Genomic DNA, 16,126 nt, shown 5'->3' on the forward strand with positions numbered 1-16,126 from the left:
AAATAAAAGGACTCATCTGAGATATAAGTAGTTTGAAAAAAATCCAAAATTTAATCGAATCTCCGACATGTTTCAATAGTTTTCACTATAGATTCTCTAACTCCACCAGTACTGTATTGCAATCTTTCTTTTTGATCTGAGAGCTCAATGTAGAAGTTATCTGTAAGAATATCTGAAAATAAGTAGTAGGAATCTAGACCTTCATATATCTCTTTTCGTTTCATTTTCCATTTTCTTATTTTCCCAACAATCAAAAATATCCATTTTGGAAGAGAAATGACTTTCTTTTTCTTACCATATGTTGAGAACATGATCGTAAGCATTTCTTTCCATGTGATATTTTCATCACCAATCACATAGTGCTGGTTTTTTTTCCCATTTTCCATGGCGTCAACAATTGCTTCTGCTACATGTTCTACGGTAATCATTGTTGATCCACCTTTTGGAAAAAAAATGATGTTCCAGTTTTTGAACCGGTCGATGAAAACGCTTTTCCATAGAGGTGCTCTGGCACTTTCAGGCATTGTTCCAAATATATACGGCAATTCGAGAATCATTGTATCTATTTGTTCTCCTCCTGCTTCAATTGCATATTCTGCTTGTTCAATTCGACATTGAATATAGGGGTGATGAATTGCCAGTTTTTTCTTGGGATATTTTCTGTCAAAATAGGCAAAGTATGAGTTTAAAATTACTGCACGTTTAATTTTCGCTAAATTTGCTGCTTGAAAAACTTTTTGGGTTGTTAAAGCTAATTTTTCATGAAAAAATTCATAAGGAGGTCTATCTGGAGTGGTTCTATCATCAGGTCCTATAGCATATACTAATGCATCGAATCCGGATAACATTTCAACCATTCTTTCTTGTTCCATTGAAAAAATATCTCCATATTGAACAGAAACTTTTGATGGAAACCATTTTCCTAATTTTATATCTGGAATTGCAATGGTGCTCACTTCATGTTCTCTTTTCAAAAATTCTAGAGTTGCATGATATCCTATAAAACCTGTTCCGCCTATTATAAACACTTTCATTTGTTTGATCAACCCTTTTTGTGTTAAATATGTTATTTCAAAAATGAAAAGAAAAAATCATGAAACTATCTTATTTCCACATGCCACGCAGAAATTACTACCGTCAGGATTTTCTGTACCGCAATTCGGACATTTTATCGCATTTTCAGACATTGTTTCTTCAAATTCATGAAAATCAGGAAAATGAGCTTCAATTTTTAACCGGAGGTTATCTTCACGACGTTTAATATGTAACATCTTCTGGATATATTGCTCATATTTCTCCCGAATGATCGGAAATATGACTCCGTCTTTAATATCATCCCATAAAGACAAAGTTTCAAAGCTTTCATATCCAAATGACATTTTACACCATGAAACTGGTGTTAATCCTTCTGATTCTATCAAAGTAAACATTTTTTGTAATGTAGATTGATCGATCGAATAGGGAGTGATTTCTTGGGATAAATCATCAAGATTATCGGATAGGATAAATAAATTGGCTGCTTCTTCATCAACACACATGATACCGCATATTTTACCCTTTTGAAATCTCGGATCTTCAACAGAATCTGCAGCAATGTCTAAAGCTCCATGAGAATTTGGATTTGTTAAAAACTCTATCGTTTTTGCTCTTCCAAAATAGCGCATTTCAATCCAACTATCTTGCGTTATTTTAGGAAATTCAGTATCTGTCCTTCTTTTATGGTGAATTTCTATTAATTTTTGAATTTCATCACCGGGAAGTTCTAGTTCTTCAAACACATTATCTTCAAAACCATTTCCTTCTAATTCTGTAAGCCCTAAAAATATTTGATTATTTCTTCGAATGCGAATAAATGCTTTTTGAAGCATATCTTCCAATTCATCGGGAGATTCAATATCTTTTTCATCCATTGCGATGAAGTCCTTTATTTGAGGGTTTCCTTCTACTTCTTCTTGGCTCCAAAAATTTGCCCACATTTGCATTCTTCTTAATTCTGGAATCATCCAAATATTTCTGCCGACCCCCATTGAGATCATGCAAACTGAACCGCCAATTTGCATTCCTTCCTTATTTGCGTAAGAAATAAGTGTTGGTGGGGGGTAAAATACTCTACTGATTGCTTCATCCTTCTGAGCAAGATCATCCAACTCGGACATTGCTGCAAGCGATGCTTCTAAATCTTTAAATATATCTTGCTGTGCCATAAGAGATGGATCAATTGAACCAAAATCTCCAAAATCACTTTCCAACGCAGCAGTTCCTGCTTGAAGGATTTTATCCATATTGTTTGGATCCATGACTTGATTGTCATTTTGATTAAAATTCACGTCGCTTGGGGATCGATTGAAGACATCCTCATATTCTTCTTCAGAAGGTTGTGATTCAGATAGTTTATTTGGAGTCGTTTTTTCTATTTTTGGAATTGCAATTGTTTTTAACGGTTTAAGGGCAATTTTAGCTAGTTCTGGTTTTTCTAGTTGTGAATTGGGTGTAGATTGTGACTCCGTTGTAATTTTAGTTAAATTTAATGGTGGAATTGCAATTTTTTCAAGTTGCGTTTGAGTTTTTTCTGTGAGATCTTTCTCTCTTTCTTGAGGTTCATTTCTTTCATCATGAGCCAACATTTCTGAAACTTTTTCTAAATTAAATGGATTTGATGGGATTAATGTATCAACATATTCAAAGTGTGATGGATTTCCTGCCATTAAATCTTTCAAGTATTGATTATACTTCAAGATCGGTTTTGAAAATTGTGGTAAAATTTCCATAGAGCGCCATTGTGGAAGATTTTGGAGTGCCCAAATGCCATAATCTAATTTAAATCCTCCTGTTGGAGAAAATTGTTTCATTTTAATGAGTTGTTCAACTGTATCTCTTCCTTTTTTATCAAGACTTAATGGTTGGAGTGTTTTTTCTTTAGTAATATTTTGTGATAGGATGACAAACTGAAATCTTTTTTTGGATACGATATTAGTTCCAAAAATTCCACACAAACTCCCTCGAAAATATGCAGACATTTGAGAAAGTTGTTGTAATTCAAGTTTTTCCAAAGAATCTGATTGGCGGAAAAATTTTTCTCCTGTTCCAATGAATTGAGTGTAGATCGAATTTGTTTTCTTCTCCAAATCGGGATATATCTCATTTTGGTGATAATTTGAGGGCATATTTTCAAAATATTTTGTCTTTCTACGAAACCAACTTCTCTCTTCAGTGATTTGCTTGTCAAATGGTTGAGGACCAAGATGTAAAAGACCAATAAAAACATAGCCTTTTTTAATAATATATTCAAGTCCCTTAACGATCTGGGTGCTGATCCATGTGATATTTTTGGGATCATCAGAAGGATCTTTTTCCAGAGTAATATATTCCAATTCTTTATCAGAAACTTGAGTCCAAAACGATCTCCAGATCGAAGGATTATATAATTCTTGCACAATTTCTATATTTTTTTCCGGTGTTAATGCAAGCATGCCTACAGAATGATTATATTTAATCAATTCTGCCGGATCGGATTCAAACATTACTGGGTAGGGATAAAATAATTTCACTTTGATATACCTTTTGATTTTTTTTTTTAAATAGTTTTATGGTCAATATATGCGATACGGTTCTTCTTTCTCCTTGATTTTAATTAGTTCATCCATATATTTTTTATAATTTTCGAGAACTATTCTTAATGTGTCATATTGTACAGCGTCTTTCCAATATGGGTGTGTATGTAAAGTATCTTCCCCCAAATTAATTTTAAACCAACATAAAGGTGCCATATTTGTTTGGGATAAAGTTTCAAACATTTCGTTTAATGTTTCGGAGTCGAATTTAGTTCCATAATCTTCAAATGAGTTCGATAAAATATAAAAAGATGTCGATTCTTGTGTTGTACAAACGATTCCTGCAGCAAAAGTATTGTCATAGGCAGAATCTACTTTTATTTTTTCTACAATATCTAAAATACTTGGGAAAGAATCTGCAAACGTAAAATAATGACTTCCCTTACCATACCACTGAACTCGTATATGTCCATCTTGGAGCTTTGGAAATTTTCCGTTTCTGATTTTGGTGTGATAATATTTTTGTATCCGCCTTAAATTTTTATCATCAATTTCAAGTTCTTGAAATAGACTAAATTCAAAACTATTTGATTCCAACTCTAACATCCCCAAAAAAGCTTCCGAACCTTTCATTATGTGCTGGAATGCTTGGATATAAGTGTCACGAAGTTGCACTGGATTTTCAAGTTCTAAAAATTGTTGATCCTCTTGAATATCATAAAAAACATTCTCATCAGTTTCCTTGGTGTTATCATCGTAGTAATATTCCCCCCAGGATAAATTTTCTCTTAAATCGAAAATGCAATTTATATTTTCACCAACATCAATCGAAAGAAGTGTCAAAGCACCTCCAATAACTGCTCTTTTTTGATCTCCGTAGGCAAATAGAATTTTTGGTGGATTATAAAGTAAGCTGACAGCTCTATCTTCTTCAGCTAATTCATTCACTTTATTGAGGGCTTCCATGATTGTTTCCAGATCTTCTTCAATTTCATCTTCCGTCATATTTTTAATTGAAATTGGTTTGCCAAGATCTTCATCCAAAATATTTTCTACGGTCTTTTCTTCTCGCTTTATAATTAATCCTCGAACATAATCTAAATATTTAGAATGAGCTTCTTGAACATCAGGTCGGTCTTTAATCTCATCATATCCATCCAATTGTTCCAATCCGGATAATCCTAAATCTACCTTAAACCATGAAATTGGTGCGGCTAAGACTCCTTTTTTTAGAAGTTGAAACATTTGATTTAAATTGTTTTTATCAATATGCACTTCAGCGGTTTTTTCTTGCTTGAATATATTATCTGTTAGAAGAATAAAATTAGCTGCACCTTGGGCGACGGCTACTATCCCAGAAGCATATCCTTGATACGGATACACCATTGCGGCAATATCGTTGAAATTCTTCTTGTTTGGGATTGTAAAAAAAGCAGATGTTTCCCCAAAAAAGTTGATTTCAACAAATGAGTTTCCACTTCCAGCCGCCTTATATAAATTCGGAAATTCATTTTTTACACGACTAGATTTATATAAGTTCATTAATCGGTTTTGATCTTCGAGCTCTAATTCGACTTCATCAAATACAAATGTTTCAAATGCATTTCCTTCAAATGATGCTACTCCAAATAATATCAATCCCCGTGTCCGAATTCGATTCAAAGATGAAATTATACGACTTGCAAGTTCATTTGAATCATAAAGAGCTTCCGAATCTTCATGTTTGATATTAATTTTCTCAATTTGATCAGCGATCCGGATATTTTCTTTCCCTTTCCAAAATTCTCCTTGGCTCAACTCTGAAAAAATATCCGAAATTTTTATGAATTCTTTTTCCTCATCCATCGCTAAAATGCATTTTGCTCCCGCTAGTTCAACACTATATTTATCACCTTTTGGTAATAACGCTACGGGAGGATTATAAAGTCGCATCAAATTCACCAAGTTTTATAAGTCAATCATTGAAAAATTTAAATCTAAGGTATGCAAAATCATTGGTAAATCATGCAATTCTTCACCTTTCAATAGATCTGTACTCGCGCCATAGTTTGCTCGATCAGGAGTAATTAATCTGACCGTGTTCCACGTATCTAATGGTTTTTTTAAACCTGATCGAAGATAGAGACCTAATGAGCCTTGAGGTGCTTCCACAACATCAATAAAATGCTGATTCGGTTCCCACTGAATACCATTTTCCATAATTTCAGATTTAAGATTCCTTCCATATGAAGATAATCCATGTAGAATGTGCTTGCAGATAGCAATCGATTCTTTAATTTCCCATAATCTTACTTGAGTTCTTGCAAAACTGTCGCCTTCTTTAAAAGTGATAACATTCCATACTTGAGATATTTCCCCTAAAGTATATGTTAAGTACGGATCATTTAAGCGAACATCAATTGGGATTCCACTTCCTCTAATTGAAGGTCCCGTTAATCCGCTCTTAATTGCATTTTCTTGTGAGATTTTGCCAATATGCGCAAGATTTTGACTCACTTTTTGAGAGTATGTGAAATTATAAATATCATCAAATATCTGGTTTTCACTATCCCTAAAATAGTGATATAAATTTTGAGCCGCTGTCATAGATATATCTGTGGCTGATCCATAGCTGATGATGCTTAGCAAGTTTTTTGGATCCATGTGATTTTCTAAATGAATGGTGAGTTTCAAGTAATTTCGATAAATTTTTTTCGCCGCTCGTTTCATTCCAAATAAATCTGCAAGATTTGTGAACCACAATAAATGAGAAAAAATTCGTTCCAGCTCTGCCCCAAGGGTTCGAATAAACTTTGCCTTTAATGGGACTGATTTCTCATTGATGAATTCAGACATCTGAGTATATAATAAATAATTATGAAAAGCATGATTTTTTGACAGTTCACTTAATACGGGGGCAAAACCATTGATAGGATCGGCGTTTTCTAAACGAGGTTGAAATTTTTTGTAGTTCCAGCCGTCCCGAATTTCAACTTTCTGAACAATATTTTCTTGAATATTGAGATCAAAATAGTTTGCAGATTTATGAATCTCATCATAAATACCCGTTTTATCTTGAAACTGGGTTTGGGGCTTGAAATCAAAATTAGTTGGTGTACAGTAAAGATCTTCGTTTGATATTGCTTTATATGCAATATTAATAAATTCTATTCCCATTCGATGAGTTAACGTAGTTTCATGAATTTGGGCGTTCTTATATATTAAAGCAATTGAATCCAATTCTAATTTTTTTTTAATGACTAACTGGATGATGATTGATGATTTGTGAACAAAAGGGCGATTATGGAATAAGTAGTTTACTTCAAGTGAATCTCCGATGTCAGAAGCAAAAATAGAAGACAAATTGAACTTTAAATCCCTGAAATACTTTGCAATATCTTTAATTCGAATTCTATTGACAAGTATCATGTTATTATTCTCAGTTGAAATCCTTTTTAGAAAATCTAAGCCCAAAAAATTCTCGAGATTCGTGATTACTGCCTCAATACTAAGTTGCACGTTACGATTAGGTAAAACCTCACTTTGATGCGTTCTTACATCTGAATTTAGGGATATTTTTGGTAATCTACTTGATTCTGGGCCTTCCATATTGGGTTCCTTTTATTCAATTAATTTTAGAAATGGAGAAATGCAGATTTCTCCTACTTAAACATTGGTTTTTAAACATTTAATGCTTTTGAGGTATGAAAAGGTAATTTTGCAGTTGGCGCCAATTAATAATAGAGTGATGAAAAATAATTTTTTTAGAAATCCCAATCCAAAGTAATCCGATAAGTCCTATTATTTCAGTACTATACACGAGTGGATTATTAAATAAAGTGTAAAAAAAATCTTCAATTTTCGATTCATATATTGTAATTGGTACTATAGGCCATAGCCAAGGGACTGCTGGAATATCTAATAATAAATGAAACAAAGTTCCGATTCCAAAAGACGAAGCTACATTCTTGTTTTTCGTTAGTAGAAATAAAATCAAGCTTATAATTCCCAATAAAAGCGGGGTATGGAAATATCCTCTTCCTCCAGCAATCCCAAAAATGAGAAACAATGGTTTATCTATAAGATCTGGAAAGATAGATCCTACAATAATCCAGAATATATGTATTTCTGGTTTTTTTTCCTTTTTAATCAACAATAATATTTCAACACAAAGTAATGGGACAAATATATGGAATAAGATGAACATTTGTTAAGCTAAATAATGAAGCGTGATAAATAAACAAAAGCAACTGCCATAAAAGTAATGATTCCACTCATTTTCAGTGCCATTTTTAATAAATAATTGTAGGATAAGGGCTTTGGGGTGAATTTATCTGTTTTTTGCAAAATAGAATCAATTTGTGGTAATCCAAAGCCTTGTGTATATTCTGGAAGTTGCAAAATCATTGAATTTTGTTGAAATAAAGACACTAAATCTGTTGAAGTACAATTTGGGACAACTTGTAGGAATAATGCTGCAAAACCCGCAAAAATGGCCGCCGCACTTGATGTTCCTGATATTCTAGAACTTGTTGCAGGAACATTTTTTCCAGGAAGGACAAATGTTGGTTTTAATTGTGAGGATTTGTTAAATGAAGCGCTTGAATTTCTACCTGAAAAGAAGAGCTTTTTATATTGTTGATCGACTGCTCCAATACATATTACGTTTGGATTCATACTTGGATTACCAATATTCCCCGGATCTGGTCCTAAGTTTCCTGTTGGTGCTATTAGAATTATATTTTTTGAGGACAATAACGGTAAATAATGGCTGAATAAATCATCTGAAACGCCTTTAGAGCCTGTAGAACATCCAAAAAGCAGAATATGGGGCATTTCTTCTTGTGGTAAATCAAGTAGGTTTTCTAACCCTTGTATTATATCACTTAAAGTTGAAGATCCATCAGAATCAAAAACTTTAATGTCGATTAGTTTAATATTGGGGGCAATTCCCGCAAATAAATTTTGAGAGTTCTGTCCCGACCCAACAATGATACTGGCTAAATTCGTTCCATGAAGGTTATAGTGATTTGAATCTCCAATCGAATCTCCAATTTGTTTGATCTGTTTTTTAGAATATCCTAATTTATTAGGATCAATTCCTGAGTCTAGTATTGCAATGCGAATGCCTTTGCCGGTAATTTCTTCATAGGAATTATGAATTTCTTCAAGATTTATTTCTTCATTAAATTCTTCTCCACATAAATAGATTGGATAGTTACCATATATTCTAATGATTTCGTGGTTATCTGATAACTGGTAACATTCCTGGTACGTCGATTCTAACAATGCTATAGGAAAATGATGAAATTCTGATAGTATCTTCAATTTTACATTTGAATCAGCCTGAGAATTTTTAATATTATTAACAAACTGTTCCAATTGTTCCAAATCTCCAAATTGGACGAGATAATTAATGATTATTTCGTTTGACAACCTTTCCAAATCGAATTCATTTTCCAGTAATTCAATCGGAGAATGTTTCGCCACCCAAAGCTCAATGGGATCAAAATTTTCATGGAATTTGGATATAATCATTAAAAAGAGACCTCAGTAAATAAAATAAGATGAAGACCTTTAAAAATATACAAGGTAAAAGATTAATTGTGCTCTCTGATTTTATTCAAAATATCTTCTAAAGCAAAATCTGCCATACCTAAGCTTGTGTTTGCATTGAACAGAAGCACTACGTATATTGGGGTATGAAAAGTCTCAATAGAAACGACTTGAGAAAAAATCAATTTATCGCCACCTTGCCAAATGAATTTAGGATTAGAGACGATTTCTCTTCGATTAGCCTTCGATCGTAGCTCTATTTCCCGCAAACTGGTTTCCAAATCTTCTAGTGGCAATGAAGAATAGTAGATTTCCCCTTTTAACGACATTAGTGCTGCAGCAAGAAGATCTCCTCTGGATATTTCCCCTTCAAAAATATGTTTTAATGATTCGATGTTTGTATCACTGTAATCATCTTGGAAATTGAAAATTTCATCAATACGATTCTCTGTATCTTCATCGTCCAAAAAAATATTCGTGTCCAATGCCCGTTGGATTTTATCAAGATCAACGGCTGAAATTATTCGATCCATTCTTTCATCTAATAAAAGAGCACTCGAATCACTCGAAGTAATTACTATGAAAATAAAATCTCCATGATGACGAAAGAAAAAACGAAGGCTTCCCATTTCCAAAATATTAAGTTTTTGATTAACAATTGTACTTGAAAAAGCCATTATTGCCCCAAAAAAAGAAGAAAGTAGGGTAAAATCCGTTTTTATTAGTTCCTCGCTGAAATTTTTGTGATAAATTGGAATTCCAGAATTGTGGAGTATGAAAAAACTATGAATTTGCATTGCGAGTTCTTATTCCTGTGTTCGTTCCATTTGTAATTTGTAGAGTACAATCCTAAATCGTAATATATCCTTTAAAATTTTCTCAGGATGAGGTGTTTGCCCAGTAATAATAAAGGAATCATTACCTTCTAACGGAAAAATAACAAAATTCTTCTTTTCACCAAAGTTATAAGATATATACTTTAGAGGATTTTCTTCTTCATTGGGAAATAGTTTCAAAATTTGATATCGAATGAAATATTCACTCATTTTAGCATTGTATCTTTTTGATTGCTTATGATCCTCAAGGTAGTTTTCTGAGAAAACACTCATGATTTCTAGTCCTTTAATCTTTCCAGTTACTCCGACTAAAGCTAAAAAAGAAGATTGAGATTTTTTAAGGGTTGATTCAAATTGCTGTTCTAGCTCCTTTATTGCTTCAATTTCTTGTTTAGAAAAGAATTTTGAAAGAATTCCCATTATTATTTCAATCCTTTCTAACTCATTTCACTCTCAAAAATGCATTTTTTGCATCCATTGGCGATAAGTTCTTTTGGTTCCATGTAAAATTGTTTGTCTGGAAACGCAAGTTGAAGGGCTGTATCAAATAATCCTTCTGTATAGTGGCAGAAAAATTCCATATCTTGAATGGGAAACCCTCCTGCTTTTTTATAAGGGCATGCATCTAATTCGATATCAATTTTATTTCCATTTAGTTTTACTGACCCCTTATTTTCACCGATAACCGGTTCGATTACCTCAGACACGAGTAAATTGCAAAATTCCTCTACTGTAGTATATTTTCCTTTAAATTTCCGGAAAATATCTTCTGCAGCGGCTTCACCAACTCTACGGAAAATCATCGTTAACGTTTCAAAGCCAAGGGTATCTTTAATCTCCTTTAAACTCATTTGAAATATATTTGCAATAAATTTTAATTGTCTAACTCTTTTTGTGACCATTCTTTTCACCTTATCCAAAAATTTCATTCAACTTCTCTGCTGCATCTTCCAGTTCCAAACTAATCAATCCTAAGTTTGGTTCTTGTTTAGTCAATACAATTAAGATCACTTTTCCTGTGAAAAGTAAGAAAACATTCCCAGTTGAAATTTCAATATTTAGCGATTTAAATTCTCCTTTTAGTAATTCTCCAGATGCTCGTTTGGAGATACTGTATAAAGCCGAAGCCATAGCTCCTAAAAGGCGTTCTGATTTTTTATCTTGGCTGATAGTTTTTCGTAGAGATAAAATAATCAAACCATTTGTTCGAGCAATAGCAAGATCATTTAAATCTGGAGCTCTGTTGTGTAGATCCTCCAGTAATTTTCTTGCTTCATCCATCCTACTCATTTTTTTCTCCCCTCTCTGTCCTATTTTAAATATCTGTTTTGTTCCATCAAAAAAAAGGTTTGTTGTAAACATAAAATTTCTCTTTACGATATGTATGGGAGAGAAATTTGTATTGTGATAAAATGAGTTTTTTTAACTTAAATTATTATGGTCACCAAACTTCGTTCATTAACAATTTAATCTTTTATTTATATTCTTTTTTCTTCTGCTTTAAAGCATGAAAAAATTCACTGCATAGATATCGAAAATAAATTTAGATTCTGAAGAGAATCTTCAATTCATATTAATGGTTCAAAACATGTTCAGGAGGGGTGAAACAAATGAATTCACCATGAAAAATCTCTTCTTCACTACGATAAACCATTACTTCGACAATCCTTTTTTTTCTTTCTTTCTGAACTTTGATGGCCTCTGCAATAAGGTAGTCTCCAACACTCACAGGTTTCATAAACTTGACATTTGCACTTCCTAATACGACATTTGGATGATTAATTGCAATCATTGCTGCATAATCCGCAAAACCAAAAATAAATCCCCCATGTACTAAGTTGTATTCGTCGACAGCCATTTCTGGAGTTAAAGTCAAGGCGATTTGACACCATTCAGTATCCATCTCCAAGATTTCTCCACATAATTTTGGATCAATTTTATGGTGTGTTTTAGGAATTATTTGGGTCATATCAAAATTTAAGGGAATAAGGAGTAAAAAAGGTATGGAATGATGGAAAGATTTTTCCAAAAACCATAAATCTCAAATTCTAAACAAATATAAAAAACATTAAGATCAATATGGGGAAAACCATACGTGATACCTTTTATGGCATATAAAATAACTACCATTTAATCGGAAATTTTCCAGATCAATATTTTCACGCTCGATATTTCGATATATGTGCAGAAATTATACCTTCAAATTCATTTTGGCAAAATAAGATTCCCTCTTTAGTTGTTCAAAAAAACAGATCTAGGAAATTTCCGATTCTTGAAAAAAATTTTATTTTTCTGTTGAAAATCGTTTGAATGTTATCCAGTGGATAATTGAAAAAGGGATAGCTAATAGATTCCAACCAATTATTAGAGTAAACCATAGAACATCATCCAACCGATTGAACAAAGCGACGATAGTTGTTGCTGTCACTTGTGAGGCTCCTGCCATCAGTGACCACATCCAAGGGAGAAATGAAAGTTTATCCTTAAATTTAGTTTGTTTTTCTTCTATAGATAACTCATGTTTATCTACATTGTGTATCATTTTTTGTTCTATATTTGGAAAAGGTGTTAATTTTTTAACCAATTTTTCCAAAAAATTCAATTTAACTTCCGCATCACTATCAAACCCAAAGGAATTAACAATGCTGTTATGTTTTGTTTTTGCTGTTAATTCATCATTTTGTAGACCTGCACGTAAATGTTTAAAATATCTCGCTTTGACACTAGTATGATAAAATAAGCCAATAAAATTTGATACAAGAGCTAAGGCTAAGTATAAAAAGACAAGATTCGTTCCTAGTCGAAGATATTGTTCGATGGCGATTGCAATTAGAACTGCTAAAACACCTACCCCATCACCAACAGCATCGAACATGGCTCCAAATTTCGAAAAATTCTTGGTCAATCGTGCCAAAGCTCCATCAATACAATCAAAATAATGACGTAAAAAGAAAAACAACGCGCCTAAATAGACATGTCCTAATCCAAAGAAAATTGCTGCAATAAAAGCACAAAGTAATGAAATAAATGTAATAAAATTGGGTGTTAGACCTAGTTTGGCTGAAAGGTGGACCATTGGATAGGAAAGAGGGCGATATAGAATATTATTGATCATTTCTCCTTGTGTTTTGTTTCCTTTCTTGTATTCTTGGATAAAAGTTTCAAATTTACCTTTCATAATTTAGTTAAGTTAAACCTTAATTTCTTTTATTGCTTTTTAATCAATTAATACCAAATCATTGCGATGGCCTATGGTTGAAAAAACAGATTATTTAATCATTGGAGGAGGTATCGCTGGTCTTTCCGCAGCCATCTCCTTGCAAAAATATGGAAATGTACTTATTTTAATGAAACGCAAGTACAATGATTGTAATACATATTATGCTGCGGGTGGCATTGCTGGATCTGGTCCCTGGAGTACTGATTTTGAAGGACATATTTCTGATACCCTTGAAGCTGGAGATGGTTTATGTGATCCTGATGTTGTTCGCTCCATTATTCATAAAGGGACATCCTGCCTTCAAGATTTGATGGGTTGGGGGATTGAATTTGACCGTGATGAAGAAGGTATTCTGGATTTAGGAAGAGAAGGAGGTCATCACACTCGTCGGGTGTTGCATACAAATGATCTGACTGGTCGTTCCATTTTACAAACTCTTCTTCATAAAGCTCATTCTTTTCCCAATATTGAATTTCGAGAAGATCATGTAGTGGTTAATTTAATCGAACGCGAAACTCAGTGTGTTGGAGCATATGTATTAGAAAAAGAATCGGAGGAAATTTATACAATAGAAGCTAAAGCAACAATACTTGCAACTGGAGGGATTGGAAAAGTTTATCTATACACAAGTAATCCTGATGTTGCATCTGGTGATGGAATTGCAATGGCTTCTCGAATTGGAGCGCGAATAAATAACATGGAGATGGTCCAATTCCATCCGACGTGTCTTTATCATCCGATGGCAAAGAATGCTTTAATTACAGAGGCAATACGTGGTGAAGGGGCAATTCTTCGTGATCAACGTGGAATACGATTCATGGTGGATGTGCATCCCTTAAAGGAACTTGCCCCTAGAGATATTGTTGCTCGAGCAATTGATTCCGTTCTCAAGGAGTCTGGAGATGATTTTGTATATTTGGATATTTCTTTCAAAGATGCGGTTTTCTTGAAAAATCGATTCCCAGGTGTTTACCAAAAGTGTCTGGAATTTGATATTGACATCACAAAAGAACCAATTCCCGTGGTTCCAGCATGTCATTATGCTTGTGGAGGGATTGAAGCTACTATCGAAGGAAAAACTAATGTTGAACGTCTTTTTGCGATAGGTGAGTGTGCGTGTACTGGTTTACATGGGGCAAACCGTCTAGCAAGTAATTCCTTATTGGAAGGGCTTGTCTGTGGGTCTGAATGTGGAGAATATATCGGAAACAATATTCAGAATTTCCATGTATTACATTCTTCCCTTCCTGAATGGTCCACCTATGGGGCTGTTGATTCAAAGGAAGCTTTTGTTATCTCCTTTAATTGGGCTGAAATTAGGCAAACAATGCAATATTATGCGAGTATAATTCGTTCCGATAGTTATTTACTCCGGGCTCGTCATCGTATTACTCTGATCCATGAAGAAGTGGATCACTATTACTGGAATTTTCGGATTAATAGTGATTTAATAGAGTTGCGAAATTTACTAACAGTTGCCCGTCTTATTGTGGAAAGTGCCCTTGCTCGTAAAGAAAGTCGAGGTGCTCATTATACACTGGATCATCCGAAAAAATCAAACGTTGTTCGAAATACAACAATTCAACGATATTGGTAAAAAGACATAAAAAAAAATAATGAAGAATTTCATTTTTCGTATTTTAATCCTTTCTTTATGAAATCCATAACTATTTCAATAATATTTTGAGATGCTTGTGCAAAATTAGGCATCAAACTTGAACGATTTAATAGTTCGTCTAGTAATCCTGTCATTAATGTGCCTATCGTCATGGCTAATATTGGAGCAGATAAATCTTGCCTAATTGTTTGATCATCTATAGCCTGTTGAATTGTGAATGTCCATATTTTTACGAATTGCATTTCGTGCATCTCAAAATTTTGAAGAATTTTTTTTAATCTCTCCATTTTTAGTTGATCTTTTTCACTATTTAATCTCTCAATCTGAATATTTATTTTTTTATAACTTTCTCCTGCATAATCGAGTGCTTTTCGGTAAAAGAATTGCTTAGTATGAAAATCAATAAAGGCATACCCTAAAGCTTCGACATTTTCTATTCCTGATTTTGATTTTACAGTTGCTTTTTCAAATTTTTTAGTCAAAATATCATAAGCCTCTATCCCAAGTTTAATAAAAAGATCTTCCTTCGATTCAAAATAATTGTAAAGGGTTGCTCTGCTGAGTGCTGTCCTCTCGGCTAGTATGTTCATAGTCACATTTTCTGCACCAAACTCATCAATTATCTCTTTGAACGCAAGTAAGATTGTTTTTTTTACTTTTGCATGTTTAATTTTCCTTTTCTCAGACTTAGAAATTGACCTTTTGAGTGAATTCACCATTATTAGAAAAATACCAAGATATAATTATAAATTTTACGTAATACCATTTTTGTATAAATTTTAGACAAAAATTGGCCTTTGTATACTTTTAGTATCATCATGGATTTAAATGAAATATGTCTATTCGCAACAATGATGATACGACAAAAAAACAAGTAAACGCTTTGGTTGTTTATTATTCGCTTACCAACACTACAAAAACAATTGCAGAATCGATTCAAAAGGAACTTTCCTGTGATATCTTACGAATACAACCTGTCAAAGAACTCAATCCTGAAGGAGGTGCCAAATTTGTTTGGGGGGGAATGCAAGCAACAATGCACACTAAACCAAAAATTGAACCTCATTTCCTAGAACTCTCAAATTATGATTTAATATTCATCGGAACTCCAGTATGGGCATGGACTTTTGCACCTCCAATACGAACTTTTCTTGCTGAGAACAATTTACAAAATAAAAATGTGGCTCTTTGGACATGTGCTGGAGGTGTTGAGGAAAAAGCCTTACTTCGTTTAAAAAAGCAAATTAAGGATTGCAATTACATTGGTGGTATAAGATTCATTCAACCAGCGGATAATAATCATGATGCTAACATTGCTAAAACAATAGAATGGGTCAAATCCATAAAATGGGCTCAAAGTTGAAAG

General features: G+C 33.3%; 15 protein-coding genes. 2 read left to right on the forward strand and 13 right to left on the reverse strand.

The features are described 5' to 3' along the window. Positions 1–50 precede the first annotated feature (50 nt). The 12 genes from NEF87_RS18640 to NEF87_RS18695 form a co-directional block, all read right to left on the reverse strand. On the reverse strand, positions 51–1,034 hold the full coding sequence (locus NEF87_RS18640) for an NAD-dependent epimerase/dehydratase family protein (protein ID WP_457917004.1): 984 nt from the start codon (positions 1,032–1,034) through the stop codon (positions 51–53). Positions 1,035–1,091: 57 nt separating this feature from the next. Next, positions 1,092–3,548, reverse strand: coding sequence for a zinc ribbon domain-containing protein (locus NEF87_RS18645; protein WP_457917005.1), 2,457 nt, complete (start codon positions 3,546–3,548; stop codon positions 1,092–1,094). A 42-nt stretch (positions 3,549–3,590) separates the two neighbouring features. Then, positions 3,591–5,483 carry a hypothetical protein gene (locus NEF87_RS18650; protein ID WP_371802982.1) on the reverse strand — a complete coding sequence of 631 codons (1,893 nt, stop codon included), beginning with the start codon at positions 5,481–5,483 and terminating at the stop codon, positions 3,591–3,593. Between the two features lie 15 nt (positions 5,484–5,498). Continuing rightward, complete coding sequence (locus NEF87_RS18655; RefSeq protein ID WP_457917006.1) at positions 5,499–7,139, reverse strand: NADH-quinone oxidoreductase subunit D-related protein; 1,641 nt, start codon at positions 7,137–7,139, stop codon at positions 5,499–5,501. 79 nt (positions 7,140–7,218) lie between these two features. Further along, positions 7,219–7,737: a metal-dependent hydrolase gene (locus NEF87_RS18660; protein ID WP_457917007.1), complete on the reverse strand. Its 519-nt coding sequence runs from the start codon at positions 7,735–7,737 to the stop codon at positions 7,219–7,221. Between the two features lie 8 nt (positions 7,738–7,745). After that, positions 7,746–9,068, reverse strand: a complete 1,323-nt coding sequence (locus NEF87_RS18665; RefSeq protein WP_457917008.1) for a S8 family peptidase — start codon at positions 9,066–9,068, stop codon at positions 7,746–7,748. Positions 9,069–9,130: 62 nt separating this feature from the next. Beyond that, positions 9,131–9,763 (reverse strand): hypothetical protein, encoded by a 633-nt coding sequence (locus NEF87_RS18670; protein WP_457917009.1) that lies wholly within the window; start codon positions 9,761–9,763, stop codon positions 9,131–9,133. Positions 9,764–9,892: 129 nt separating this feature from the next. After that, a complete protein-coding gene (locus NEF87_RS18675) occupies positions 9,893–10,342 on the reverse strand; it encodes a hypothetical protein (RefSeq protein WP_457917010.1) in 450 nt (149 codons plus the stop codon). A 17-nt stretch (positions 10,343–10,359) separates the two neighbouring features. After that, a complete protein-coding gene (locus tag NEF87_RS18680; protein ID WP_457917011.1) occupies positions 10,360–10,824 on the reverse strand; it encodes a hypothetical protein in 465 nt (154 codons plus the stop codon). A gap of 10 nt (positions 10,825–10,834) precedes the next feature. After that, entirely contained in the window at positions 10,835–11,212 is a 378-nt protein-coding gene (locus tag NEF87_RS18685) for a roadblock/LC7 domain-containing protein (RefSeq protein WP_371802989.1), read from the reverse strand. Positions 11,213–11,495: 283 nt separating this feature from the next. Further along, a complete protein-coding gene (locus NEF87_RS18690; RefSeq protein WP_371802990.1) occupies positions 11,496–11,891 on the reverse strand; it encodes a hotdog domain-containing protein in 396 nt (131 codons plus the stop codon). Positions 11,892–12,206: 315 nt separating this feature from the next. Then, positions 12,207–13,037 (reverse strand): CDP-alcohol phosphatidyltransferase family protein, encoded by an 831-nt coding sequence (locus tag NEF87_RS18695; protein WP_457917012.1) that lies wholly within the window; start codon positions 13,035–13,037, stop codon positions 12,207–12,209. Positions 13,038–13,173: 136 nt separating this feature from the next. Between NEF87_RS18695 and nadB the strand changes: the two genes are divergently transcribed. Beyond that, positions 13,174–14,739, forward strand: coding sequence for an L-aspartate oxidase (nadB, locus tag NEF87_RS18700; protein WP_457917013.1), 1,566 nt, complete (start codon positions 13,174–13,176; stop codon positions 14,737–14,739). 29 nt (positions 14,740–14,768) lie between these two features. On the opposite strand, the gene NEF87_RS18705 is transcribed toward nadB, so the two are convergent. Beyond that, positions 14,769–15,479: a TetR/AcrR family transcriptional regulator gene (locus NEF87_RS18705; protein ID WP_457917014.1), complete on the reverse strand. Its 711-nt coding sequence runs from the start codon at positions 15,477–15,479 to the stop codon at positions 14,769–14,771. A gap of 116 nt (positions 15,480–15,595) precedes the next feature. Here NEF87_RS18705 and NEF87_RS18710 point away from each other — a divergent pair, with 116 nt between their 5' ends. Next, the gene (locus tag NEF87_RS18710; RefSeq protein ID WP_457917015.1) at positions 15,596–16,123 is read left to right on the forward strand and encodes a flavodoxin family protein; all 528 of its coding nucleotides are present in this window, start codon (positions 15,596–15,598) and stop codon (positions 16,121–16,123) included. The last annotated feature ends 3 nt before the right edge of the window (positions 16,124–16,126 follow it).

It is taken from the genome of Candidatus Lokiarchaeum ossiferum, from assembly GCA_025839675.1.
In the GTDB taxonomy this organism is placed as follows: domain Archaea; phylum Asgardarchaeota; class Lokiarchaeia; order Sigyniarchaeales; family Promethearchaeaceae; genus Lokiarchaeum; species Lokiarchaeum ossiferum.

Coding starts and splice junctions, on each gene's coding strand:
- NEF87_RS18640 (WP_457917004.1), bottom strand. CDS start 1,034: ATGAAAGTGTTTATAATAGGCGGAACAGGTTTTATAGGATATCATGCA.
- NEF87_RS18650 (WP_371802982.1), bottom strand. CDS start 5,483: ATGCGACTTTATAATCCTCCCGTAGCGTTATTACCAAAAGGTGATAAA.
- NEF87_RS18655 (WP_457917006.1), bottom strand. CDS start 7,139: ATGGAAGGCCCAGAATCAAGTAGATTACCAAAAATATCCCTAAATTCA.
- NEF87_RS18660 (WP_457917007.1), bottom strand. CDS start 7,737: ATGTTCATCTTATTCCATATATTTGTCCCATTACTTTGTGTTGAAATA.
- NEF87_RS18665 (WP_457917008.1), bottom strand. CDS start 9,068: ATGATTATATCCAAATTCCATGAAAATTTTGATCCCATTGAGCTTTGG.
- NEF87_RS18670 (WP_457917009.1), bottom strand. CDS start 9,763: ATGGCTTTTTCAAGTACAATTGTTAATCAAAAACTTAATATTTTGGAA.
- NEF87_RS18675 (WP_457917010.1), bottom strand. CDS start 10,342: ATGGGAATTCTTTCAAAATTCTTTTCTAAACAAGAAATTGAAGCAATA.
- NEF87_RS18680 (WP_457917011.1), bottom strand. CDS start 10,824: ATGGTCACAAAAAGAGTTAGACAATTAAAATTTATTGCAAATATATTT.
- NEF87_RS18685 (WP_371802989.1), bottom strand. CDS start 11,212: ATGAGTAGGATGGATGAAGCAAGAAAATTACTGGAGGATCTACACAAC.
- NEF87_RS18690 (WP_371802990.1), bottom strand. CDS start 11,891: ATGACCCAAATAATTCCTAAAACACACCATAAAATTGATCCAAAATTA.
- NEF87_RS18695 (WP_457917012.1), bottom strand. CDS start 13,037: ATGATCAATAATATTCTATATCGCCCTCTTTCCTATCCAATGGTCCAC.
- nadB (WP_457917013.1), top strand. CDS start 13,174: ATGGTTGAAAAAACAGATTATTTAATCATTGGAGGAGGTATCGCTGGT.
- NEF87_RS18705 (WP_457917014.1), bottom strand. CDS start 15,479: ATGGTGAATTCACTCAAAAGGTCAATTTCTAAGTCTGAGAAAAGGAAA.
- NEF87_RS18710 (WP_457917015.1), top strand. CDS start 15,596: ATGTCTATTCGCAACAATGATGATACGACAAAAAAACAAGTAAACGCT.